General features: G+C 61.1%; 21 protein-coding genes. 20 read left to right on the top strand and 1 reads right to left on the bottom strand.

Annotated elements, in window-relative coordinates:
• Positions 1-355: 355 nt before the first annotated feature.
• Positions 356-1,735, bottom strand: a complete 1,380-nt coding sequence (locus tag B5F22_RS04485) for a D-alanyl-D-alanine carboxypeptidase family protein (protein ID WP_087391331.1) — start codon at positions 1,733-1,735, stop codon at positions 356-358.
• 131 nt (positions 1,736-1,866) lie between these two features.
• Here B5F22_RS04485 and B5F22_RS04480 point away from each other — a divergent pair, with 131 nt between their 5' ends.
• The 20 genes from B5F22_RS04480 to B5F22_RS04385 all read left to right on the top strand — a co-directional run bounded on the left by B5F22_RS04480 (position 1,867) and on the right by B5F22_RS04385 (position 22,747).
• Positions 1,867-2,208 (top strand): helix-hairpin-helix domain-containing protein, encoded by a 342-nt coding sequence (locus B5F22_RS04480; RefSeq protein ID WP_087391328.1) that lies wholly within the window; start codon positions 1,867-1,869, stop codon positions 2,206-2,208.
• Between the two features lie 17 nt (positions 2,209-2,225).
• Complete coding sequence (locus B5F22_RS04475) at positions 2,226-2,921, top strand: response regulator transcription factor (protein WP_087230990.1); 696 nt, start codon at positions 2,226-2,228, stop codon at positions 2,919-2,921.
• Positions 2,918-4,408, top strand: coding sequence for a HAMP domain-containing sensor histidine kinase (locus B5F22_RS04470; protein ID WP_087230987.1), 1,491 nt, complete (start codon positions 2,918-2,920; stop codon positions 4,406-4,408). The genes B5F22_RS04475 and B5F22_RS04470 overlap by 4 nt, the downstream gene beginning before the upstream one ends.
• The gene (locus B5F22_RS04465; protein ID WP_087391325.1) at positions 4,405-5,316 is read left to right on the top strand and encodes a GerMN domain-containing protein; all 912 of its coding nucleotides are present in this window, start codon (positions 4,405-4,407) and stop codon (positions 5,314-5,316) included. The genes B5F22_RS04470 and B5F22_RS04465 overlap by 4 nt, the downstream gene beginning before the upstream one ends.
• A 69-nt stretch (positions 5,317-5,385) precedes the next feature.
• The gene (locus B5F22_RS04460; protein ID WP_087391322.1) at positions 5,386-6,660 is read left to right on the top strand and encodes an O-acetylhomoserine aminocarboxypropyltransferase/cysteine synthase family protein; all 1,275 of its coding nucleotides are present in this window, start codon (positions 5,386-5,388) and stop codon (positions 6,658-6,660) included.
• Positions 6,661-6,683: 23 nt separating this feature from the next.
• Positions 6,684-7,427 carry an NTP transferase domain-containing protein gene (locus B5F22_RS04455; RefSeq protein WP_087230978.1) on the top strand — a complete coding sequence of 248 codons (744 nt, stop codon included), beginning with the start codon at positions 6,684-6,686 and terminating at the stop codon, positions 7,425-7,427.
• 340 nt (positions 7,428-7,767) lie between these two features.
• Positions 7,768-8,766 (top strand): WYL domain-containing protein, encoded by a 999-nt coding sequence (locus B5F22_RS04450; RefSeq protein WP_087391319.1) that lies wholly within the window; start codon positions 7,768-7,770, stop codon positions 8,764-8,766.
• Between the two features lie 115 nt (positions 8,767-8,881).
• The gene (gene pyrE, locus B5F22_RS04445) at positions 8,882-9,556 is read left to right on the top strand and encodes an orotate phosphoribosyltransferase (RefSeq protein WP_087370023.1); all 675 of its coding nucleotides are present in this window, start codon (positions 8,882-8,884) and stop codon (positions 9,554-9,556) included.
• Positions 9,557-9,621: 65 nt separating this feature from the next.
• The gene (locus B5F22_RS04440; protein WP_242955059.1) at positions 9,622-10,269 is read left to right on the top strand and encodes a JAB domain-containing protein; all 648 of its coding nucleotides are present in this window, start codon (positions 9,622-9,624) and stop codon (positions 10,267-10,269) included.
• A 24-nt stretch (positions 10,270-10,293) separates the two neighbouring features.
• Positions 10,294-12,255, top strand: coding sequence for an excinuclease ABC subunit UvrB (gene uvrB / locus B5F22_RS04435; RefSeq protein WP_087230966.1), 1,962 nt, complete (start codon positions 10,294-10,296; stop codon positions 12,253-12,255).
• Positions 12,256-12,264: 9 nt separating this feature from the next.
• Positions 12,265-12,759, top strand: coding sequence for a Cys-tRNA(Pro) deacylase (ybaK, locus tag B5F22_RS04430; protein ID WP_087230963.1), 495 nt, complete (start codon positions 12,265-12,267; stop codon positions 12,757-12,759).
• Between the two features lie 12 nt (positions 12,760-12,771).
• On the top strand, positions 12,772-13,782 hold the full coding sequence (locus B5F22_RS04425; RefSeq protein ID WP_087391316.1) for an aldo/keto reductase: 1,011 nt from the start codon (positions 12,772-12,774) through the stop codon (positions 13,780-13,782).
• Between the two features lie 30 nt (positions 13,783-13,812).
• Positions 13,813-16,653, top strand: a complete 2,841-nt coding sequence (gene uvrA, locus B5F22_RS04420) for an excinuclease ABC subunit UvrA (protein WP_087391314.1) — start codon at positions 13,813-13,815, stop codon at positions 16,651-16,653.
• A gap of 4 nt (positions 16,654-16,657) precedes the next feature.
• Positions 16,658-17,143: a small multi-drug export protein gene (locus B5F22_RS04415; protein ID WP_343223924.1), complete on the top strand. Its 486-nt coding sequence runs from the start codon at positions 16,658-16,660 to the stop codon at positions 17,141-17,143.
• 64 nt (positions 17,144-17,207) lie between these two features.
• A complete protein-coding gene (locus B5F22_RS04410) occupies positions 17,208-17,504 on the top strand; it encodes a hypothetical protein (RefSeq protein ID WP_087391311.1) in 297 nt (98 codons plus the stop codon).
• A gap of 290 nt (positions 17,505-17,794) precedes the next feature.
• A complete protein-coding gene (locus tag B5F22_RS04405; protein WP_087391339.1) occupies positions 17,795-19,291 on the top strand; it encodes a carboxypeptidase M32 in 1,497 nt (498 codons plus the stop codon).
• Between the two features lie 10 nt (positions 19,292-19,301).
• Entirely contained in the window at positions 19,302-19,862 is a 561-nt protein-coding gene (locus B5F22_RS04400; RefSeq protein ID WP_087391308.1) for a TIGR01440 family protein, read from the top strand.
• Positions 19,846-21,006 (top strand): helix-turn-helix transcriptional regulator, encoded by a 1,161-nt coding sequence (locus B5F22_RS04395; protein WP_087391305.1) that lies wholly within the window; start codon positions 19,846-19,848, stop codon positions 21,004-21,006. Before B5F22_RS04400 ends, B5F22_RS04395 begins: the two co-directional genes overlap by 17 nt.
• A gap of 95 nt (positions 21,007-21,101) precedes the next feature.
• Positions 21,102-22,337: an MFS transporter gene (locus tag B5F22_RS04390; RefSeq protein ID WP_087230945.1), complete on the top strand. Its 1,236-nt coding sequence runs from the start codon at positions 21,102-21,104 to the stop codon at positions 22,335-22,337.
• Positions 22,338-22,390: 53 nt separating this feature from the next.
• On the top strand, positions 22,391-22,747 hold the full coding sequence (locus tag B5F22_RS04385; protein ID WP_087391302.1) for a hypothetical protein: 357 nt from the start codon (positions 22,391-22,393) through the stop codon (positions 22,745-22,747).
• Positions 22,748-22,749 lie beyond the last annotated feature (2 nt).

Here is a 22,749-nt window from a genome sequence, read left to right as displayed (position 1 = left end):
TGTTGTTTGAAAGAGAAAAGAGAGAGAGGGAGGATGTTCAATGAAAGCATATTCACTTCTTCCTGACACGCATATCATAGCAGACCCCCATGGGGGAGTGATGGATAAAATACGAATCTTTTATGAAGGAACTGTGAATGTGCATGTGCGAGAAGCGTCTGCGCCTTTTCGCACAAAGGAAAGCCCCCTCCGGCTGGGCGACCGGAGGGGGTTTGCTTGAAAAGAGAAAAGAGAGAGGGAGGATTTTGAAAATGTCTGGTGTCTTTCTTCCTGACACCATGATAATACCAGACTTGGCCGGGAAAGTGTTGTCCAAATTGAAACGAAATTATGAAAAAATCATGAATAGCTGGAATTATCTCCGACGGCCCTTATAGCCGCCCCCACGGCGGGGACCGGTGTAGCCATACCGACGACGACCGCCCCGGCGCATGGGCCGGATGAAGATCAGGTACACCACCAGAGCCAGGATGAGCACCACGGCCAGGATGACCAGCAGTTTCACCCACCACAGGGCCCAGGTGTCCGAGATGACCTTCATGGTGTACTGGAAGTCCGAGCGGGCCACATCATCGGTGGCCACCATGTCCAGAGAGCCGTAGTTGATGCCGTTGTAGACCAGGGAGACGCTGCCCACCACTTGTCCCTTTTGGATGGGGGCCTCCAGACTTTCGGGCAGGTCCATTTTCAGCTCTGCCTTGGCGGGGTCGTACTCCGGCACCGTGGCCTCAATGGAGCCCACGGGCTGGACCAACACGTGGCCGGTGTCGGCAGACAGGGTGACGGGGACTTCCCGGATGACGTTCTCCGAGGTCTCGCTGAGCAACGTGGTGCGGGTGAAGTTGTCAAAGGCCCACTCCAGCAGGCGAGAGCTCTCGCTGAAGGAGTAGAAATGCCAGTTGCCCGACTCGTCCTGGGCGTATTCCGAGCCCAGCACCACGCAGTAGAAGGTGCGGCCCTGCTCGTCGGTGGCGGCGGAGGCCAGACAGCGGCCTGCCTCTTCGGTGTACCCGGTCTTGATGCCGATGGCCTTGGAGTAGGTCACGCCGGACACATACCAGTTGCTAATCAGGGCGTTGGTGCTGTGGAGAATCCGGGGCTCCGAGACCATGTTGGTGGGCTCCAGGGTGTAGGTGGGGGTGGAGACGATTTCGCGGAAAATCTCGTACTCCATGGCGGCGGAGGCCATGAGGTAGATGTCATAGGCGGTGGTGTAGTGGTCGGGATCGTGGAGACCGTGGGGGTTGGCAAAGTGAGTGCCCGTCATGCCCAGGTCTTCCGCAGTCTCATTCATGCGCTCCACAAAGGCCTCTTCCGAGCCGCACAGGGCTTCGGCCAGAATGTTACAGGCCTCATTGCCCGACGGCACCAGATCGCAGTACAGCAGCTGCTCGATGGTGAGCACCTCGCCCTCCACAATGCCGGCGGTGGAGCTGCCCTCGGGCAGGGTCACCGCCTCTTTGGAGGCTGTTACCTGGGTCTCCAGGGTGAGCTCTCCGGCGTCAATGGCCCGGAGGACCACCAGGGTGGTCATGATCTTGGTGACCGAGGCGGGGTAGCGTTTTTCGTAGGCGTTGTAGTCATACAAGACCTCGTTGTTGTCCCCGTCCACCACAATGGCGGCGGTGCAGTGGGGCTGCGGGTCGTCCAGAGCAAAGGCGGCGGGCAGACACAGAGAAAGGGTGAGAACAAGAGCTGTGGCCAGAGCCGCAGCGCGACGAATGTATTTTTTCATAGGATTCTCCAATCATCTATGTTATAATGTGGGGGCAGACGACGGGCTAAGCCCTGCTGCAGCAGAAATACTATAGCAGAAATCGGACGAAAACGCAACCAAAGCCACGGGAAAAAAGAGGAGGTTCCGGCATGAAGTACATAGGCCGTATCCTGTGCCTGGTGCTGTGCGGGATGCTCCTGGCCACGGTGTCCATCTGGCTCATGCGACAGGGGCGCATCGAGACCTTGGAGCTGCGCCCAGGCCCCCAGTCCGGGGTGGAGTTTGCCGGACTGGACCGGGGCAAAGTGAACATCAATCTGGCCACCCGGGAGCAGCTGGAGGAGTTGCCCGGCATCGGTCCAGCGCTGGCCACAGCCATCGTGCGCTACCGGGATATCCACGGCCCCTTTGAGTACCCGGAGCACCTCATTGAGGTGCCGGGCATCAGCGAGAAGATGATGGAGACCCTGTTGGATTTGATTGCGGTGTAATAGAGGGAGGGAATGACATGCCCAAGATACTGGTGGTGGACGACGAGCGTCTGCTGGTGAAGGGTATCAAATTTAACTTGGAAAATGAAGGATATGAGGTGGAGACCGGCAGCGACGGGGAAGAGGCGGTGGAGCTGGCCCGGACCGGACGGTTTGACCTGATTATTTTGGATTTGATGATGCCCAAAATCGACGGCTTGCAGGCGTGCATGAAGATACGGGAGTTCTCCAATGTGCCCATCATCATGCTCACCGCCAAGGGCGAGGATGCGGACAAAATCATGGGCTTTGAGTGCGGCGCCGACGACTACATCACCAAGCCCTTTAACATTTTGGAGGTGAAGGCCCGGATTCGGGCCCTACTGCGCCGGGCTGGCACCTCTACCCAGCAGAAAAAGCACACCAACTGCCTGGTTCACGGGGCCATTACCCTGGATTTGGACCAGCGGGTGGCCCGTCGGGACGGGCATCCGGTGGAGCTCACCGCCAAGGAGTTTGACCTCATGGAGCTGCTCATGCGCAATCCCGGCCGGGTGTACAGCCGGGAAAATCTGCTGAATGTGGTGTGGGGCTACGAGTACGTGGGAGAGTTTCGCACCGTGGACGTGCACATCCGCCGTCTGCGGGAGAAGCTGGAGCCCGACCCCGCCAACCCCACCCACATCCTCACCAAGTGGGGCGTGGGCTACTACCTGAGCAGTGAGTGCCCATGAGACAGGTGTTCAAGCAGTGGCGGCAGCGGGCCCGCCGGGAGAATCGGGAGGTCAAGGCGGGAGAGGTCCCCTTTTTCCACAGCCTACAGGGCAAGTATGTGGCCACCTATCTGCTGTTGGTGGTGGCCATTGTGCTGGTGCTCAACACCTACCCTTTGATTATGGCCCAGAATATGGTGTTTTCAGCCAAGGAGGCCTCACTGAAACGGCAAGCCCTGGCCATCGGCAGCGCCCTGGCGGTGTCGGAGGTGCTCACCGAGGACGGCGTGGCCCAGGCCATGGAGCTGCTGGACGACATGCAGGGCACCCGGGTGCTGGTGACCAACGAGTCCGGACTCATCCTCTATGACAGCTCCACCCTGGAAAAGCGTACCGGAGACTATGCCATCACCGCCGAGGTGGTCAAGGCCCTGCGGGGGGAGGACGTGTGCCGGTCCGAGTATCGGCAGGGGGCGTTCCGCACCCGTGTGGCCGTCCCCACGGTGTACCGTGGTGTCACCCTGGGGGCGGTGTACCTCTATGAATACGACACGGAGCAGGCGGAGGTGCTGCTGTCCATCCAGTCCACCCTGCGGTACATCTCCGTGGTAATCTGTGTGGTGGCCCTGGTGGCTGCCCTCATTCTGTCCAAAGCTCTCACCCGCAATACCTCCCGGCTGCTGGGTGGTATCCGCTCGGTGCGGGAGGGCGAGTACAACCACCGCATCGAGGTCAAGGGCAAGGACGAGATGGCTCAGCTGGCCATGGAGTTCAACGAGCTCACCGACCGCTTGCAGACCATTGAGGAGGTGCGGCGGCGGTTTGTCTCGGATGCCTCCCACGAGCTGAAAACCCCCTTGGCCTCCATTCGGCTGCTGGCCGACTCCATTTTGCAAAATAGCTCGGTGGATATGGAGACGGTGCGGGAGTTCGTCTCCGACATCGGGGAGGAGGCCGACCGGCTTACCCGCATCAGCCAGCGCCTGCTGGCCCTCAGCCGCCTGGATGCCCGACTCCAGCGGGAGCGGGTGCCGGTGGACGTGGGCCAGGTGGTGGAAAAGGTGGGGCACATGCTGTTGCCCCTGGCCCATTCTGCCCAGGTGGAGCTGCGGTATCAGCTCCAGCCCCACTGTATGGTGCTGGCCACCCAGGACGACCTGTACCAGGTGGCCTTTAATCTGATGGAAAACGCCGTGAAGTACAATCAGCCCGGGGGCTCTGTCACCGTAGAGGTGGCCCGGGAGGAATACTGGATTACCCTGACGGTGCAGGATACCGGAGTGGGCATCCCGGAGGAGGACCTGCTGCGGGTGTTCGACCGCTTCTACCGGGTGGACAAGGCCCGGTCCAGAGAGGCGGGGGGCACTGGTCTGGGGCTGTCCATCGCCCGGGACACCGCCCGCCTCCACGGCGGCGATATCATGGCCCAGCGGGGCCCGGACGGGGTGGGAGCCCGGTTCACCGCCCGATTCCCCCGCATTGTAGAGGAAGGGGGAGAGGAGCTATGAGAGGGCGCAGAGTATGGGCGCTGACCCTGGGGTCGGCGCTGCTGGCCTCCCTAATGGGGTGCGGTGGCCACCAGAGCCAGAGCGGCCTCAGCCTGTGGTACACCGCCGATTTGGACCACTGGGACAATGCCACCACCGCCCTGGAGTCCGTTCCGTACACCGGGGAACAGACGGTGCCCGCCCTCATGGAGGCCCTGCTGGAGGGGCCAGGGGAGGACAGCGAGCTGGTCTCTCCCTTCCCTCAGGGCACCGATTTGCAGCAGTGGCAGCAGGACGGAAAGCGGGTGACCGTGGACCTGTCCTGGCCCTATGGAGACCTGGTGGGCATTGAGCTGACCATGGCCGACTACTGCATCACCCTCACCCTCACCCAGCTGGAGGGGGTGGAGGAGGTGTGCATCACTGCCAACGGCAGCCAGCTGCCCTACCGGGACCGACAGGTGTTTACCGCGGAAGATGTGATGTTTACCGGGGCGGAGGAGGAGCCGGTGGAAGTGACCGCCGCCCTTCATTTTAAGAGAAAGGACAGCCAGGAACTGGGCTTTGAGTTCCGGGTGTTCCGCCTCATTGAGAGCGATTCGGTGGCCCAGGTGGTGGTGGAAGCCCTCATTGCCGGGCCCCAGGACGAGGGGCTGGAGCGGATTCTGCCCGCTGACCTCAAGGTGCTCTCCGCCCGCCAGGAGGGCAGGGTGTGCTATGTGGACCTGTCCGGGGTGTTTTTGGAACAGGTTCCCCAGGAGGAGTGGCAGCAGCAGCTGGTCCTTGACTCCCTGGTCAACACCCTGTGCAGCCTGGAAAATGTGGAGCAGGTTCAGATCCTGGTGGAGGGGCAGCCGCTGGAGTGGTACGGCGATATTTTGGTCACTCAGCCCACCCCGTCCAGCCAGCCCTCCCCAGACCCCAGTTGAGTTGACAGGGTTACTTCACTATGCTAAAATAACAAAGATTACCCTACCGTTTAGAAAGGAAGCGTTCCCATGAAATTTGATACCAGCTGTCTCCACGCCGGATATCGGCCCGGAAACGGAGAACCCCGCAACATTCCCATCATCCAGTCCACCACGTTCCGTTATGAGACCAGCGAGGACATGGGAAAGCTGTTTGATTTACAGGCCTCCGGGTACTTCTACACCCGGCTGCAAAATCCCACCAGCGACGCCGTGGCCGCCCGCCTGTGTGAGCTGGAGGGAGGCTCTGCTGCCATGCTCCTGTCCTCTGGCCAGGCTGCCTCCTTCTTCTCTGTGTTCAACATCGCCTCCGCTGGCGACCACGTGGTGTCCTCTGCCACCATCTACGGCGGTACTTATAACCTGTTTGCAGTGACCATGAAGCGCATGGGCATCGACTTCACCTTCGTGGACCCCGACTGCTCCGAGGAGGAGCTCCAGGCCGCCTTCCGCCCCAACACCAAGGCCGTGTTCGGCGAGACCATCGCCAACCCCTCCCTGGTGGTGCTGGACATTGAGAAGTTCGCCCGGGTGGCCCACAAAAACGGGGTGCCCCTCATTGTGGACAACACCTTCGCCACCCCCGCCAACTGCCACCCCTTTGAGTTTGGCGCTGACATTGTCACCCACTCCACCACCAAGTACCTGGACGGCCACGCCAACGCCGTGGGCGGCGCCATTGTGGACTCGGGCAACTTCAACTGGGAGGCCCACGCGGACAAGTTCCCCGGCCTCACCACCCCCGATGAGAGCTACCACGGTCTGGTGTACACCCAGGCCTTCGGCCAGGGCGGCGCTTACATCACCAAGTGCGTGGTGCAGCTGATGCGGGACCTGGGCGCCACCCCCGCCCCCATGAACTCCTACCTGCTGGGCATGGGCATGGAGACCCTGCCTCTGCGCATGGCCAAGCACTGCGCCAATGCCCAGGGCATTGCCGAGTACCTGTCCAACCACGAGAAGGTGGAGTGGGTGCGCTATGTGGGCCTGCCCGGTGACCCCTACTATGCCCTGGGCCAGAAGTACCTGCCCCACGGCAGCTGCGGCGTGGTGTCCTTTGGCGTCAAGGGCGGACGGGCTGCCGCCGAGAAGTTTATGGCCGGGCTGAAGCTGTGCTCCATCGCTACCCATGTGGCAGATGCTAAAACCTGCGTGCTCCACCCTGCTTCCTCCACCCACCGTCAGATGAACGACGAGGAGCTGGTGGCCGCTGGGGTGTCCCCCGACCTGATCCGGCTGTCCGTGGGCATTGAGGATCTGGACGACCTCATCGCCGACGTGGAGCAGGCTCTGGCGGGCGCATAACGAGAGAAAGGAACGTGATTCCCATGGCAGAAAAGATTCAAGCAGTGGTTTTGGCAGCGGGTAAGGGCACCCGGCTGCAAACCGAGGGCATCGACCTGCCCAAGGTGCTGCGGGAGGCGGATGGAAAGCCTCTGCTGCACTACGTGTTGAAGTCTCTGAACTTCCTCCCCAAGGAGGACACCATTCTGGTGGTGGGCTGGATGGGGGATAAGGTGCGCGCCCGGTTCCCCGAGTATCCCAGCGTGGAGCAGGAGGTGCTCAACGGCACCGGCGGCGCGGTGCGCTACGCCGCTCCGCTGCTCACCGACCCGGACAGCCACGTGCTCATCTGCTGTGGGGACACCCCTCTGATGCGCCGTGAGACCTTTGAGAGCCTCATCCGCACCCATCTGGAAAGCGGCTGCGCCTGCACCATGCTCTCCGCCCACCTGGAGGAGGGCGGCAACTATGGCCGCATCCTGCGCAACCCCGATGGTACCTTTGCCGCCATTGTGGAGGCCAAGGACTGCACCCCCGAGCAGGCCGCCATCACCGAGGTGAACGTGGCCACCTATGTCTTCCGGGTGGGAGACCTGCTGGCCTGGCTGGACAAGCTCACCACCGACAACGCCCAGGGCGAGTATTACCTCACTGATGTGCCCGCCCTCATCGCCCAGGCTGGGGGCAAGGTGGCTCTGTGTGACACCTGCTCTCCCCTGGAGATGCTGGGGGTCAACACTGTGGAGCAGCTGCAGCAGGTGGAAGACGTGCTGCGCAAGGGATGGTAAACGTTATTTCTCGAAAATGCCAGCATTTTCTCGAAGGGGATGCAGCCCGCTGCATGCATCATTGGGTCAAAGGACGACCCAATTCCACACTGGCGGGCTCCAGAAGTGTATTTTCCCATGCGCATGTCCTGGGAAAATACGAGATTTCAATTGATTTTCCCGCCTGCGGGCGGGAAAACTCTGCCGAGGGCTTTTGTCCGTTGATATGGACGTTGGCTTTCTTGAGAGCTTGCAACAGACGCTGTCATCACAGGACGGCGTCTGTTTTTCTATCCTCACAGAAAGTCCTATAAACGGGACTTTGTTTGTGGTATACTATTCCAAAAAAGGAGGGAAGACTATGCCAAAGGGGACCAATCAGAAGCGAAAATTGATGGTTTTGGCCCGCTTTTTGCAAAAGCACAGCGACGAGGAGCACCCTCTCACCCTGGGCCAGCTCCAGGAGGAGCTGGAGCGGTGGAACGCCCCCGCCGAGCGCAAGAGCATCTACGACGACATGGAGCAGCTGCGGCAGCTGGGGTTGGACGTGCAGACCCGGCGAGGAGTGGGCGGCGGCTGGTTCATTGGACAGCGGGACTTTGAGCTGGCGGAGCTGAAGCTGTTGGTGGATGCGGTGCAGTCCAGCCGTTTTCTCACCCAGAAAAAGAGCAGCGCCCTCATTGGCAAGCTGGAGTCTTTGGCCTCCGTCCACCAGGCCCGGCAGCTCCAGCGCCAGGTGTATGTGGACCGGCGCATCAAGACCATGAACGAGAGCATTTTCTACAATGTGGACCGCCTCCACGGGGCCATCGGGGCCAATCGGGTGATCTCCTTTCACTATTTTGAGATGAATATGAACAAGGAACGGGTATTCCGCCGGGGCGGGGCGGAGTATCAGGTGACCCCCTACGGCCTCATTTGGGACAATGAGAACTACTATCTGGCCGGGTGGGACCATGACCGGGAGGAGGTGCGCCACTACCGGGTGGACAAGATGACGGACATCACCCTCACCCCAGAGCGGGGCCGGGACCGGGGCAGCTGGGACCTGGAGGGGTACACCCGCCGCCACTTCGGCATGTATGCCGGACGGCCCTGCCAGCTGCGGCTGCGGTGTGCGGCGCCCCTGGCTGGAGTGTTTTTGGATCGATTTGGACAGGATATCATGCTGGTGCCCCAGGATGAGGAGCATTTTACCGTCACGCTGGACCTGGTGGTGAGCCCGCCCTTCTGGGGCTGGTTGTTCGGGCTGGGGGCGCAGGTGGAGGTGCTCTCGCCCGCCTGGGCGGTGGAGGAGTTCCGGCAGCGCCTGGACCAGGTGCAGGACGTCTACGACACGGCGAAAACCCAGGAGGGATAAGCCCAAAAATTCGGAGGGTTTGACAGGGGAAATAACCGGGAACCTCTTGAGAAAACCAGACTAGAATGGTATAATATAGCGATTAATGCCTAAAGCAGAGAAAGGATGCATGAATATGAACTACCGCGAGGAATTCATTCACTTTATGGTGCGCTCTGGCGTGTTGACCTTTGGCGATTTCGTCACCAAGTCTGGCCGTAAGACCCCCTATTTCGTCAACACCGGCAACTACAAGACCGGCGCTCAGGCCGCCCGACTGGGCGACTACTATGCCGCCTGCATTCAGGAGCACATGCCCGAGGGTATCACCGCCCTCTTTGGCCCCGCCTATAAGGGCATTCCTCTGGCGGTCACCGCTGCCGCCTCTCTGTACCGCAACTATGACCGGGACCTGCCCTACTGCTTCAACCGCAAGGAGGCCAAGGACCACGGTGAGGGCGGCTCCATGGTGGGCTACAAGCCCCAGGACGGGGACCACATCGCCATCATCGAGGACGTGGTCACCGCCGGTACCGCCGTGCGGGAGTCCATCGAGCTGTTCAAGCATGTGGCCGATGTGCACATCGACGCCCTGTTCGTCTCCGTGGACCGTATGGAGCGGGGCACCCGGGAGTGCACCACCCTGGATGAGCTGCGGGAGGACTACGGCATTCAGGTCTACCCCATCGTCACCATCCGGGACGTGATGGAGTGCCTGCACAACAAGCCTGTGGACGGCAAGGTGTACATTGACGACGCCATGCTGGAGCGCATGGAGGAGTACCTGGCCACCTACGGGGCCAAGGGCTAATGGGCGTGGCGGACTCCAGTTCCAAAAAGAAACCCGGCGGCGTGCACCAAGGGCACCGTCAACGGGTGAAACAGGAATTCATGGCCCGTGGTCTGGCAGGGATGCCAGACCATCGGGCCTTGGAGTTGTTACTCTTTTTCTCCATCCCCCAGGGGGATGTGAACCCGCTGGCCCATGAACTGGTGGAACAGTTCGGCTCTCTGGCCGGGGTGTTCAACGCCACCCGGGAGCAGCTGCTGGCGGTGAAGGGGATAGGGGAGAATACTGCCACCCTCATCCACCTCATGCCTGCCCTGGCGGGGCGATATTTGGAGGAGCGCTCCAGCTTTGAGGGGCAGCTCACCGACAGCTGGCACTTCAAAGAGCTGCTGATGCCCCTGTTTTTCGGGGCCCGCAACGAGATGGTGTACGTGGTGTGTATGGACGGGAAACAGAAGCTCATCTCCTGCCGCAAGCTGGGGGAGGGCGTGCCCGACCAGGTGGAGGTCACCGGGCGACAGGTGGTGGAGGCGGCGCTGGCCTGCGGAGCCACCCGGGTGGCCCTGGCCCACAACCACGTCTCGGGCATTGCCATGTGCTCGGCCCAGGACGTGCACACCACCAAGTACCTGGCCCAGCTGCTGCGGCAGGTGGGCGTGTGCCTGGTGGACCATTTCGTCATCGCCGAGGACGAGATGGTGTCCATGCGGGAATCTGGCTATTTGACCGTTTGAGCGTGAAAGGGAAGAGGTGGAAGGATGAATCGGTTTGAAGTGGTATCGGAATACACCCCCAGCGGGGACCAGCCCCAGGCCATAGCGGCTCTGGCCCAGGGCATTGAAAACGGTTTGGACGAGCAGACCCTGTTGGGCGTCACCGGTTCGGGCAAGACCTTCACCATGGCCAAGGTCATTGAGGCGGTGCAGCGGCCCACCCTGGTGCTGGCCCACAATAAGATTCTGGCCGCCCAGCTGTGTGCCGAGTTCAAGGAGTTCTTCCCCAACAACGCCGTGGAGTACTTTGTCTCCTACTACGACTACTACCAGCCGGAGGCCTACATTCCCCACACGGATACCTTCATTGAGAAGGACTCGGCCATCAACGAGGAAATTGACCGCCTGCGCCTGTCCGCCACCGCTTCCCTGTTGGAGCGGCGGGACGTCATCGTGGTGTCCTCCGTGTCCTGCATCTACGGCCTGGGCGAGCCGGAGGACTTTGCCAGCATGATGGTCTCCCTGCGGGTGGGGATGGAGATTCCCATCCCGGAGCTGTTGAAGCGGCTGGTGTCCATCCGATACGAGCGCAACGACATCGCCTTCGAGCGAAACATGTTCCGGGTCCGGGGGGACACGGTGGAGATTTGGCCCGCCTACTGGAAGGACACTGCTCTGCGGGTGGAGTTCTTCGGGGATGAGATCGACCGCATCAGTGAGGTCAACGCCCTCACCGGGTCGGTGATTCGGCGGCTGAACAACATCCCCGTGTGGCCCGCCACCCACTACGTCACCCCCAAGGAGAAGATGGATGCCGCCATCCAGGAGATCTATAAGGAACTGGAGGAGCGAGTGGCCCAGTTTGAGGCGGAGGGCAAGCTCATCGAGGCCCAGCGCATCAAGCAGCGCACCATGTACGACATTGAGATGATGCAGGAGATTGGGTACTGCTCGGGCATTGAGAACTACTCCCGGGTTATTGAGGGCCGCCCGGTGGGCTCCCCGCCCCACACCCTGCTGGACTATTTTCCTAAGGATTTTGTGCTCTTCATTGACGAGAGCCACGTGACCTTACCCCAGGTGCGGGCCATGTACAACGGCGACCGGGCCCGAAAGACCTCCCTGGTGGACTACGGCTTCCGGCTGCCCTGTGCCTACGACAACCGGCCTTTGAAGTTTGACGAGTTTGAAACACGGCTCAACCAGGTGGTGTACGTCTCCGCCACCCCCGGCGAGTACGAGCGTACCCGGTCCGGGCAGGTGGTGGAGCAGGTCATCCGGCCTACAGGTCTGTTGGACCCCCTGGTGGAGGTGCGGCCCATCGAGGGACAGATGGACGATCTCATCGGGGAGATCAACCAGCGCACTCAGAAGAGCGAGCGGGTGCTGGTGACCACTCTGACCAAGAAAATGGCGGAGACCCTCACCGACTACCTGAAAGGGGCGGGCATCCGGGTGCGGTATATGCACCACGACATCGACACCCTGGAGCGCACCGAGATCATCCGGGACCTGCGCCTGGGCGAGTTCGACGTGCTGGTGGGCATCAACCTGCTGCGAGAGGGTCTGGACCTGCCCGAGGTGTCCCTGGTAGCCATTTTGGATGCGGACAAGGAGGGCTTCCTGCGCTCCGAGACCGCCCTCATCCAGACCATTGGCCGTGCCGCCCGAAATGCCCAGGGCCAGGTGATCATGTACGCCGATACGGTGACCCCCTCCATGGCTCGGGCCATTGCCGAGACGGAGCGCCGCCGCTCCATCCAGGACGCCTACAATCAGGAGCACGGCATTGTGCCCAAGACGGTGCACAAGTCGGTGCGGGAGCTGATGACGGTGGCCCAGGAGGGCGAGGAGACCGCCAAGCGCTCCCGCAAGCTGACCGACAGCGAGCGCAAGGCCACCATCGCCCGCCTGGAAAAGGAAATGAAAGAAGCGGCCCGCATGTTGGAGTTCGAGTTGGCCGCTCAGCTGCGTGATCAGATTATTCGTCTCAAAGAGAAGGACTGAATCAATACCATGGCAAAGAAGAAAGAGGAAAAAACCAACGTCATGCGGGTTCTGGAACAGAAAAAGGTGCCCTATCAGGGCCACACCTATCCCCACGACGGGGAGACTGCCCCGGATGGGGTGAGTGTGGCGCGGAGTTTAGGCCAGGACCCTGCCTGCGTGTTCAAAACCCTGGTGACCCGTGGGGCCTCCGGGGGATATTATGTGTTTGACATCCCGGTGGCTGCCACACTGGACCTGAAGAAAGCTGCAAAGGCGGTGGGGGAGAAGTCGGTGGCCATGCTGCCCAGCCGTGAACTGCTGCCCCTCACGGGCTATGTCCACGGCGGCTGTTCTCCGGTGGGGATGAAAAAGCAGTTCCCCACCGTGTTCCATCAAAGCTGCCTGGACCAGGACACCATCTATGTGTCCGCCGGGAAGATCGGCTTTCAGGTGGAGGTGGCACCCCAGGCTATTTTGGACCTGGTGCGAGCCACCACGGCTGACGTGATTGTGGAAGAATAGAGGAGTACAACTATGAACATGGTAACCTTAGGTAACACCGGACTGAAGGTGTCCGCCATCTCCTTTGGCGGCATCCCCATCCAGCGCTCCGACGCCGCCAACACCCTGGCGGTGGTGGACGAGCTGGAGAAGTTCGGCATCAATTTCATCGACACCGCCCGGGGCTACACGGTATCTGAGGAATATCTGGGTGCTGCCTTGAAGGGCCGCCGGGACAAGTTCATCCTGGCCACCAAGTCTATGTCCCGCAGCCGTGAGGCTATGGAGAAGGACATTGGCATCAGCCTGGGAAACCTTCAGACCGACTATATCGACCTGTACCAGATTCACAACCTGCCCTTGAAGGACTTTGACCAGGTCTTTGGCCCCGACGGGGCCTATGAGGCCCTGGCCCAGGCCAAGGCAGAGGGGAAAATCCGCCACATTGGAGCCACCGCCCACTCCCTGGAAGCCCTGCGCCTGCTGGTGGAGGAGCACGCCCACCAGATCGAGACGGTGATGTTCCCCTACAACATCGTGGAGATGCAGGGCCATGAGGTACTGGCCCTGGCCCGGGAAAAGGGCATTGGCACCATCGCCATGAAGCCCATGGCGGGGGGTAACCTGGACGACTGGAACCTGGCTCTGCGCTTCATTGCCGCCTCTGGGGTCATGGACGTGTCCATCCCCGGTATGGGCAGCGTGGAGGAGGTGCAGCGCAACGCCCAGGTGGATTTGTCCGCCCCCTTGACCCAGGAGGAGCTGGAGGAATGCCAGCGCATCCGGGCCGAGCTGGGCACTCACTTCTGCCGCCGCTGCGGCTACTGCGCCCCCTGCACGGTGGGCATCAACATTCCCTCTCAGTTTCTCATGGCCAACTACGCCCGGCGTTACGGCCTGGTGGACTGGGCCGTGGAGCGGTACATGGTTCTGGACCATCACGCCGGGGAGTGCGTGGGGTGTGGAGCCTGCGAGACCCGTTGTCCCTACGAGCTGCCCATCCGGGAGATGCTCCGTGACGTGGCAAAGGAATTTGGCTGCTGAACCCAGCCCAACACTTGAAGGAGATCCAATATGATCGACCGTATTCTCATTAAGGGCGCTCGAGAGAACAACCTGAAAAACATTGACGTGGAGATTCCCCGGGACAAGCTGGTGGTGCTCACTGGCCTGTCCGGGTCGGGCAAATCCTCCCTGGCCTTTGAGACTCTGTACGCTGAGGGCCAGCGCCGCTATGTGGAGTCCCTGTCCGCCTACGCCCGCATGTTCCTGGGCCAGATGGAGAAGCCGGATGTGGACTATATCGAGGGCCTGTCTCCCGCCATCTCCATCGACCAGAAGACCACCTCCAAAAATCCCCGGTCCACCGTGGGCACGGTGACGGAGATTTATGACTATCTGCGTCTGCTGTGGGCCCGGGTGGGCACCCCCCACTGCCCCAAGTGCGGCAAGGAGATTCACCAGCAGACCATTGACCAGATCATCGACCAGGTGATGGCCCTGCCCATGGGCACTCGGCTCCAGGTGCTGGCCCCCGTCATCCGGGGCAAGAAGGGCGAACACGCCAAGGTGCTGGAGGACGCCCGCCGTTCCGGCTACGTCCGTGTGCGGGTGGATGGTGCCCTCTACGACCTGTCCGAAGAGATCAAGCTGGAGAAGAACAAAAAGCACAACATTGAGATCGTGGTGGACCGCCTGGTCATCCGGGAGGACATCACCCGCCGTCTCACCGACTCGGCGGAGACGGCTACGGGGCTGTCCGGCGGCGTGGTGCTGATCAACCTGGTGCAGGAGGACGAGGACCTGGTGTTCTCCCAGAACTACGCCTGCGAGGACTGCGGCATCTCCATTGAGGAGCTCACCCCCCGCATGTTCTCCTTCAACAATCCCTTCGGCGCCTGTCCCACCTGTACCGGCCTGGGGGCGCAGTTGAAGGTGGACCCGGACCTTATCATCCCCAACCGCAGCCTGTCCATTCTGGAGGGGGCCATCTCCGCCTCCGGATGGAACAACATCAAGTCGGACGGCATTTCCCGGATGTACTTTGAGGCCCTGGCTGCTAAATACCACTTCAACCTCACCGACCCCATTGAAAAGCTCACCCCCGAGGTGCTCAACATCATTCTGTACGGCACCAAGGGCGAAAAGCTCACCATTCACTACGACCAGCCTCGGGGCAAGGGAGTTTTGTACCAGCCCTTTGAGGGCATCATCAACAACCTGGAACGCCGCTATAAGGAGACCCAGTCGGATGCCATGAAGCGGGAGATTGAGGAGTGCATGAGCGAGTCCCCCTGTCCCGACTGCCACGGAAAGCGGCTGCGCCCCGAGTCTCTGGCGGTGACGGTGGGCGGCATCTCCATCCACCAGTTCTGTGAGATGCCGGTGGACGAGGCCCTGGCCTTCCTGGACACCATCACCCTCACCGAGACCCAGATGATGATTGCCGACCGTATTTTGCGGGAAATCCGGGAGCGGTTGGGCTTTTTGAAGAGTGTGGGTCTGCAATATTTGACCCTGAGCCGTCAGGCGGGCACCCTGTCCGGCGGCGAGAGCCAGCGCATCCGTCTGGCCACCCAGATCGGTTCCTCCCTCATGGGGGTGTTGTATATCCTGGACGAGCCCTCCATCGGCCTGCACCAGCGGGACAACGACCTGCTGCTGGGCACTTTGAAGCACCTGCGGGACCTGGGCAACACCCTCATTGTGGTGGAGCACGACGAGGACACCATGCGGGCTGCCGATTATATCATCGACATCGGCCCCGGAGCCGGCGTCCACGGCGGCCAGGTGGTGGCCTGCGGCACCGCCGAAGAGGTGATGAACACCCCCGGCTCCATCACGGGCGACTACCTGTCTGGGCGTAAGAAAGTGCCCGTTCCGGAGCATCGCCGGGAGGGCAACGGCAAGGTGCTGCGGGTGCTGGGTGCTGCCGAGCATAACCTGCGCCACATCAATGTGGACTTCCCCCTGGGCACCTTCATTGCGGTGACCGGAGTGTCCGGCTCCGGTAAGTCCTCTCTGGTCAACGAGATTTTGTATAAGCGGCTGGGGGCGGAGCTCAACCGCACCAAGGCCCGGCCGGGCAAGCACGACGGCATCGAGGGCATCGAGTTTTTGGACAAGGTCATTGACATTGACCAATCCCCCATTGGCCGCACCCCTCGCTCTAACCCCGCCACCTATACCGGGCTGTTTGGAGATATCCGGGACCTGTTCGCCTCCACTCCCGACGCCAAGAGCCGGGGCTATGGGCCCGGCCGCTTCTCCTTCAACGTCCGGGGCGGCCGGTGTGAGGCCTGCGCTGGCGACGGCCTGTTGAAGATTGAGATGCACTTCCTGCCGGACATCTATGTGCCCTGTGAGGTGTGTAAGGGCAAGCGGTACAACCGAGAGACCCTGGAGGTGCGCTACAAGGGCAAGAACATCCACGAGGTGCTGGAGATGACGGTGGAGGAGGCCCTGGGCTTCTTTGAGAACCTGCCCCGGCTGAAAAACAAGCTCCAGACCCTCATGGACGTGGGGCTGGGCTATGTCAAGCTGGGCCAGCCTTCCACCACCCTGTCCGGCGGTGAGGCCCAGCGGGTGAAGCTGGCCACGGAGCTGGCCAAGCGTTCCACCGGGTCCACCATCTATATTCTGGACGAGCCCACCACCGGCCTGCACACCGCCGACGTGCACCAGTTGGTGGAGGTGCTCCAGCGGCTGGTGGAGGCGGGCAACACCGTGGTGGTCATCGAGCACAACCTGGATGTCATCAAGACCGCCGACTACCTCATCGACCTGGGCCCCGAAGGGGGCGCCGGGGGCGGCACGGTGGTGTGCTGCGGCACCCCCGAACAGGTGGCCCAGTGCCCGGAGAGCTACACGGGCCGCTACCTGAAAAAGATTTTAGAAGCAAATAAAGGAGAATAAAAGAATGGATTTGATGCAATGGCTCACCACCGACCTGAACGGGGAGTTCATCCTCACGCTGTTGGTGTCTATGATCCCTGTGGTAGAGCTGCGAGGAGGCATTCCCTTTGGCGTGGCGGCGGGTCTGCCGGTTTGGGCAGCCTACCTGGCGGCGGTAATCGGGAACCTGATCCCCGTCCCCTTCATCGTGGTGTATATCCGGCGTATTTTTATGTTCATGCGCCAGCATATGCCCCGGCTCAACAGCGTGGTGGATAAGATGGAGCAGAAGGCCCACCTGAAAAGTGCCTCGGTGCTGAAGTATCAGTATCTGGGCCTGGCCATCTTCGTGGCCATCCCCCTGCCCGGCACCGGAGCTTGGACCGGGGCCTTGGTGGCCGCCTTCCTGGACATGCGCCTGAAGAAGGCCATGCCCTCCATTGCGGGCGGCGTGCTGTCCGCCGGACTCATCATCAGCATTCTCTCCTACGGCGTGAAAAGCCTCTTTTAAGGAACGCTTTCTGTGACCACCCCCAACCTTTGGGCATAGAATGCCACAAAGGTGGTGGATGGTCATGGGAATGTATTTGGCCTTTACGGTGCTGGGCCTGTTGGCGGCCTTTGGGCTGCTGGCCCTGTGCTGGCTTCTCCTGGGGCGGCTGCTGCTCCCGGTTCCTCTGAACCTCACCGTCTCCCTGACCGGACACGGGGACGGGGAGGGGCTGGAACAGGGGGTGCGGGCGCTGCACTGGCTGCGCCGCACCGGACTGTGGCGGGGCGATATCCGCATCGTGGACGGAGGGCTGTCGCCCCGTGGTCTGGCTGTGGCCCGGCGGCTGGTGGAGGACTGCCACGCACAACTACACATCTAAGATTCTCAAAAATGCAAGCATTTTTTCGAGTGGATGCAGCCCGCTGCATGCATCATCGGGTCAAAGGACGACCCGATGCCACACTGGCGGGCTGAGAAGTGTTTTTTTCGATGCGCATGTCCCCGAAAAAAACGGATTTTAATTTATTTTCCCATCTTCGGATGGGAAAACTCTGCCGAGGGCTTTTTTCAAACACAAGACGCTCTGACTTTCTTGCATAGATATGAGGTTTTTACAGTCTAAGCCCTCCAGAATTGTTCTGGAGGGCTTATATGAAAGGAATGATGGTTATGGAAATTCAACAGGCCATGGACGAGCTGGAGCAGCTGCAAAAAAAGCTGTACGCTTACACGGTAGCCCAGTCCTCTCTGTACTTAGACGGGGTCACCGTGGCCCCCCGGGATACCGCCGCTGGCCGTGGGGTGGCCCTGGGCATTCTGGCCGGGGAGCAGCACAAGATTTTCTCTGACCCCAAGGTGGGGGAGATGCTGGAGACCCTGGCCCAGGCCGGGGAGCAGCTCACCGCCGAGCAGCGCCGCCAGGTGGAGCTGCTCACCCGGGAGTACCGCCAGCTCTCCCGCATCCCCGCCCAGGAGTACATGGAGTATGCCATGCTCATCAACGAAGCCGAGGATGTATGGCACCGGGCCAAGGAGACCAACGACTTCCCCCTCTTTGCTCCTCTGCTGGAGAAAGTGGTGGACTACAACCGCCGCTTTGCCGGGTACTATGACCCCAACAAGGCCCCCTATGACGCCCTGCTCAACGAGTATGAGCGTGGCATCACCATGGAGCAGCTGGACCAGTTCTTTGCCACGGTGCGGGACAAGCTGGTGCCCCTCATCCATGCCGTGGGGGAGAAGGAGCAGCCCGATGTCAGCTTCCTCCACCGTACCTACTCCGTGGAGGACCAGCGGAAGTTCTCCGATTACCTCATGGAGGTCATGGGCCTGGACCGGGGCCACTGCGCCATCGGGGAGACCGAGCACCCCTTCACCCTGGGCTTCAACACCCAGGACCTGCGCATCACCACCCACTACCTGGAGAATGACGTAGCCAGCTCCATGTATTCCGTCATCCACGAGGGGGGACATGCCCGGTATGAGCTGGACGTGAACCCGGACTATGACTACACCTGCCTCACCGGCGGGGCCTCCATGGGCATCCACGAGAGCCAGTCCCGGTTCTATGAGAATATCATCGGCCGCTCCCTGCCCTTTCTTGAGGCCATCTTCCCCAAGATGCAGGAGTTCTTCCCCCAGCAGCTCTCCGACGTGACCGCCCAGCAGATGTACCGGGCGGTGAACATGGCCCAGCCCTCCCTCATTCGCACTGAGGCTGACGAGCTCACCTACTGCCTCCACGTGATGGTGCGCTATGAGATGGAAAAGCAGCTCATCGGCGGCACCCTGGCGGTGAAGGACGTGCCTGCTGAGTGGAATCGACTGTATAAGGAGTATCTGGGGGTGGACGTGCCCGACGACACCCACGGCTGCTTGCAGGATTCCCACTGGTCCGGCGGCATGATCGGCTACTTCCCCTCCTATGCCCTGGGCAGCGCTTACGGGGCCCAGATGCTGCGCAACATGGAGAAGGACGTGGATGTGTGGGGCAGCGTGGCCCGAGGGGACCTGAGCCAGGTCACCGGGTGGCTCACTGAGAAAATCCACCGCTATGGCTGTATGCTGGACCCCAAGGAGCTGGTACAGCAGGCCTGCGGGGACTTCGACCCCACGGTGTACACCGACTATCTCACGGAGAAATACTCCAAACTCTACAACTTGTGAGGTGACAGACATGGCGTGGACCTTGGAACAGATGGAAGAGCAGAGCCGTCAGGCCGTCTGTGAACTGCTGGAGGTGTCCGGCATGACCTCCGGCCAGATTCTGGTGGTGGGCTGTTCCTCCTCTGAGGTGGTGGGGGGCCACATTGGCAAGGCCTCCAGCTTGGAGACTGCCCAGGCTATCTTTCGAGGGATTTGGCCTGTGGTGCAGGATAAGGGCATCTTTTTGGCCGCTCAGTGCTGCGAGCACTTAAACCGGGCCCTGATCATCGAAGCGGCATGTGCAGAGAAATACGGCTATGAGCCGGTGTGCGTGGTGCCCCAGCCCAAGGCGGGAGGCTCCTTTGCCACCACCGCCTGGCAGAACTTTGAGCACCCCGTGGCGGTGGAGCACATCCGGGCCCACGGCGGCCTGGATATTGGCGGAACCCTCATCGGGATGCACCTGAAAGACGTGGCGGTGCCCGTGCGCCTGAGCCTGGACCACATCGGGGAGGGGCTGCTGCTGTGCGCCCGCACCCGGCCCAAGTTCATCGGAGGCAGCCGGGCGGTGTACGATGGAGACCCCCGGTAATCGCCTATTTGCGGGGGCAGTCATCCGGGGCGAGCGCCTGCGCCGGGACTGGAGCCAGGAGGGGCTGTGCCGTGGGATTTGCACTGTGTCCTACCTCTCCAAAATCGAGCAGGGCAAGGCGGAGGGCAGCCCGGATGTGATACGCCTGCTGCTGGAGCGGCTGGAGGTGCCCTGGTACGAGGACCAGGAGACCATGGAAGTGGGGGAGAAGTGGGTGGAGCGCTGCTATGAGGCGGTGCTGTCCTGCGACCCAGAGGACCCTGGTGATCTGGCCCCGGAGTTTGATGCCCAGGGGCCCCGGCTGGCAAGCAGCCCCTATGGGTTGGATGTGGCAGTGCTGCGGGGCTTTGTTCACCCGGAACAGCCCATGGAGGACACCGGACTGGAGGAGTATCTGGACCGCCGCCAGCTGGCCCTGTGGCGGGTGCAGCAGGAGCGCTACCAGGAGGCGCTGGACCTGTACCCCTGCGCCTATACCTGGCTGCGGGCAGGGATGGACCGCTATGTCCGGGGGGACAGCTACACCGCCGCCGTGGAGTGCCTAAGCCAGGCCTACCAGCGGGCCAGTGAGCAGGGGTATGTGCGTTTGATGCTGCTTGCCAAGCTGTATATGGGCAACTGCTACTGCAACCAGCTCCATTTGGAGCAGATGGAGGAGCAGTACCGGGTGGCACGGCGACTGGCCCAGGCCCTGGGGGATGAGAGCATTCTGCGCAGCATCGCCTATAATCAGGCTTCGGGATACCTGGAGTGCGGGGAATACCAGAATGCCTATGCCTATTTCTCCACGGTGGACGACCCCACGGTGATGGACCTGCACAAGCTGGCCCTGTGCTGTGAGAAGCTGGGGCTGACCCAACAGGCTTTGGAGGCCCTGGACCAGGCAGACGGGATGGACTGGGACTGGGAACTGGGCAGACAGATGTGCCATCTGGTGCGCTACCGCCTGGAGTATCCCGACTATCTGCGCCACACGGAATACGGGGCGCAGCTCTTACAGGTGTTCCAGGACTGCCAGACTCAGCTCCCCATCAGCTTTGCTGCGTTCCACCTGCCCTGGGTGCTGGAGTGGTACACGGCAAACCGACAGTACCGCAACGCCTACGAGCTTCTCCGGAATTTTCCCATCAGAGTGGATTTTTAACCCGGTAAGGCCCTTCCTTGGGAGAACATTTTCCCAAAGGAAGGGCCTTTTTCTACCCTTATACCCTGTGCTACCATGAATGTGAGGTGAAAGACATGAGACAGACCCTTTGGACGAAAAACTTTACCCTGGTCACCCTGGCCACCACCTTGGGGGCCGTGGGAGGTATTGCGGGAAGCTTCGCCCTGTCCTTTCTGGTCTTTGATGAGACGGGGAGCACCTTGGCCTCCGCCCTCATTCTGGCCATTCAGCTGGTGCCCTATTTTGTCATCCCTCTGTTTGCCGCCCCCTGGATGGACCGAATGCCCCGCAAGCCCTTTCTGGTGGGCGGGGACGTGCTCAATGGCATACTCTACGGAGCGGCGGGCCTCTACCTGATGTTCTGGGACTTTCACTACCTGGGGTATCTGGGCTTTTCTCTGTTGCTGGCCTCCCTGAGTGTCTTTGACGAGCTGGCCTACAACTGCATCTATCCCAAACTCATCCCCAGCGGCCTGGAGGAGAAGGGGTATGCGGTGTCCGCCACCCTCTACCCGGTGCTCAAGGTCATCATGACCCCGGTGGCGGCGATGCTGCTGGACACGGTGGGGGTGGCGTGGATTCTCCTCATCCAGGCCGGGCTGTCCCTGCTGGCGGCGGGGGTGGAGAGCCACATTCAGCTGGTGGAGCAGGTGGAGAAGGGGGGAGCCCGGTTCTCCTTGGCACTGTGGTGGGGGGACATCCGGGAGGCCGCCCGGTACCTCCAACAGGAGAAGGGCCTGCGCAGCATCTACAGTTACATGGCGGTGACCAACGGAGTGGCCAGCGGCTATGCCCCGCTGCTGGTGGCCTTTTTCCGCACCATGCCGGGGATGAGCGCTTTCCTGTACGGCCTATTCTCGGTGGCGGAGTTTGTGGGGCGCAGCCTGGGTGGTGTGGTACAGTACCGGGTGCGTATCCCCGATGAGAAGAAATACGGCTTTGCCTTCTTCGTCTACCAGTTCTACGAGGTCATGGACCTATGCCTGCTGTGGCTGCCCTATCCCCTGATGCTCCTCAACCGGGCAAGTGCAGGTTTTCTGGGGGTGAACAGCGCCACCATGCGCCAGGCGGCGGTGCAGCGGTACCTTCCCGAGGGGCTCCGGGCCAGAATCAACGCCTTTGAGAGCATGTGCATTATGGCTGCTTCCAGCCTGTGCAGCCTGGGGATGGGAGCACTGGGGGAGGTGCTGGATGTGAGGGTGTGTGTCACCCTGGGAGCTGCCTTTACTCTAGTGGTGTGCTGGCTCACCATCTGGAAAAACCGGACACAAGTGCGGCAGGTCTATCAGCCTGGGCGGGATGGAGAATGAAATGCATGTTTCTGGGATTTTGAGACAGAATACCAGAAAAGGAGGCGTACGCCATGCCTGTTCTCACCCTCTGTCTCACCACGGTGGGGTCCTTTGCCGTTTTATTTCTGTCGGCGAAACTCATCGGACACAAGCAGATTGCCCAGTTGGACTTTTTCGACTATATCACCGGAATCACCATCGGCTCCATCGCCGCCGAGATGGCCACCGAGCTGGAGGAGCCCTGGAAACCCATGATCGCCATGGTGCTCTACGGCGGCATCACCCTGGCTTTGAGTCTCATTCACCGCATGGGGCTGGACCGAACTTGGCTGGACAAACAGCTCAAGCAGCGCCACATTTCCTCGGCCAAAGAGGTGTTCTTGGCGGTGTGTGACCGCAACCTGAAATTTGTACTCTTCAAAAAATAGCG

The organism is Pseudoflavonifractor sp. An187 (genome assembly GCF_002160275.1).
In the GTDB taxonomy this organism is placed as follows: Bacteria; Bacillota; Clostridia; order Oscillospirales; family Oscillospiraceae; genus Enterenecus; species Enterenecus faecium.
Note: the sequence above shows the minus strand (reverse complement) of the source record. Positions and strands in the feature narration are given on the sequence as shown.

Excerpts from the sequence above, each read along its gene's own strand:
- B5F22_RS04485 (WP_087391331.1), bottom strand. The coding sequence starts at position 1,735 with ATGAAAAAATACATTCGTCGCGCTGCGGCTCTGGCCACAGCTCTTGTT.
- B5F22_RS04480 (WP_087391328.1), top strand. The coding sequence starts at position 1,867 with ATGAAGTACATAGGCCGTATCCTGTGCCTGGTGCTGTGCGGGATGCTC.
- B5F22_RS04475 (WP_087230990.1), top strand. The coding sequence starts at position 2,226 with ATGCCCAAGATACTGGTGGTGGACGACGAGCGTCTGCTGGTGAAGGGT.
- B5F22_RS04470 (WP_087230987.1), top strand. The coding sequence starts at position 2,918 with ATGAGACAGGTGTTCAAGCAGTGGCGGCAGCGGGCCCGCCGGGAGAAT.
- B5F22_RS04465 (WP_087391325.1), top strand. The coding sequence starts at position 4,405 with ATGAGAGGGCGCAGAGTATGGGCGCTGACCCTGGGGTCGGCGCTGCTG.
- B5F22_RS04460 (WP_087391322.1), top strand. The coding sequence starts at position 5,386 with ATGAAATTTGATACCAGCTGTCTCCACGCCGGATATCGGCCCGGAAAC.
- B5F22_RS04455 (WP_087230978.1), top strand. The coding sequence starts at position 6,684 with ATGGCAGAAAAGATTCAAGCAGTGGTTTTGGCAGCGGGTAAGGGCACC.
- B5F22_RS04450 (WP_087391319.1), top strand. The coding sequence starts at position 7,768 with ATGCCAAAGGGGACCAATCAGAAGCGAAAATTGATGGTTTTGGCCCGC.
- pyrE (WP_087370023.1), top strand. The coding sequence starts at position 8,882 with ATGAACTACCGCGAGGAATTCATTCACTTTATGGTGCGCTCTGGCGTG.
- uvrB (WP_087230966.1), top strand. The coding sequence starts at position 10,294 with ATGAATCGGTTTGAAGTGGTATCGGAATACACCCCCAGCGGGGACCAG.
- ybaK (WP_087230963.1), top strand. The coding sequence starts at position 12,265 with ATGGCAAAGAAGAAAGAGGAAAAAACCAACGTCATGCGGGTTCTGGAA.
- B5F22_RS04425 (WP_087391316.1), top strand. The coding sequence starts at position 12,772 with ATGAACATGGTAACCTTAGGTAACACCGGACTGAAGGTGTCCGCCATC.
- uvrA (WP_087391314.1), top strand. The coding sequence starts at position 13,813 with ATGATCGACCGTATTCTCATTAAGGGCGCTCGAGAGAACAACCTGAAA.
- B5F22_RS04415 (WP_343223924.1), top strand. The coding sequence starts at position 16,658 with ATGGATTTGATGCAATGGCTCACCACCGACCTGAACGGGGAGTTCATC.
- B5F22_RS04410 (WP_087391311.1), top strand. The coding sequence starts at position 17,208 with ATGGGAATGTATTTGGCCTTTACGGTGCTGGGCCTGTTGGCGGCCTTT.
- B5F22_RS04405 (WP_087391339.1), top strand. The coding sequence starts at position 17,795 with ATGGAAATTCAACAGGCCATGGACGAGCTGGAGCAGCTGCAAAAAAAG.
- B5F22_RS04400 (WP_087391308.1), top strand. The coding sequence starts at position 19,302 with ATGGCGTGGACCTTGGAACAGATGGAAGAGCAGAGCCGTCAGGCCGTC.
- B5F22_RS04395 (WP_087391305.1), top strand. The coding sequence starts at position 19,846 with ATGGAGACCCCCGGTAATCGCCTATTTGCGGGGGCAGTCATCCGGGGC.
- B5F22_RS04390 (WP_087230945.1), top strand. The coding sequence starts at position 21,102 with ATGAGACAGACCCTTTGGACGAAAAACTTTACCCTGGTCACCCTGGCC.
- B5F22_RS04385 (WP_087391302.1), top strand. The coding sequence starts at position 22,391 with ATGCCTGTTCTCACCCTCTGTCTCACCACGGTGGGGTCCTTTGCCGTT.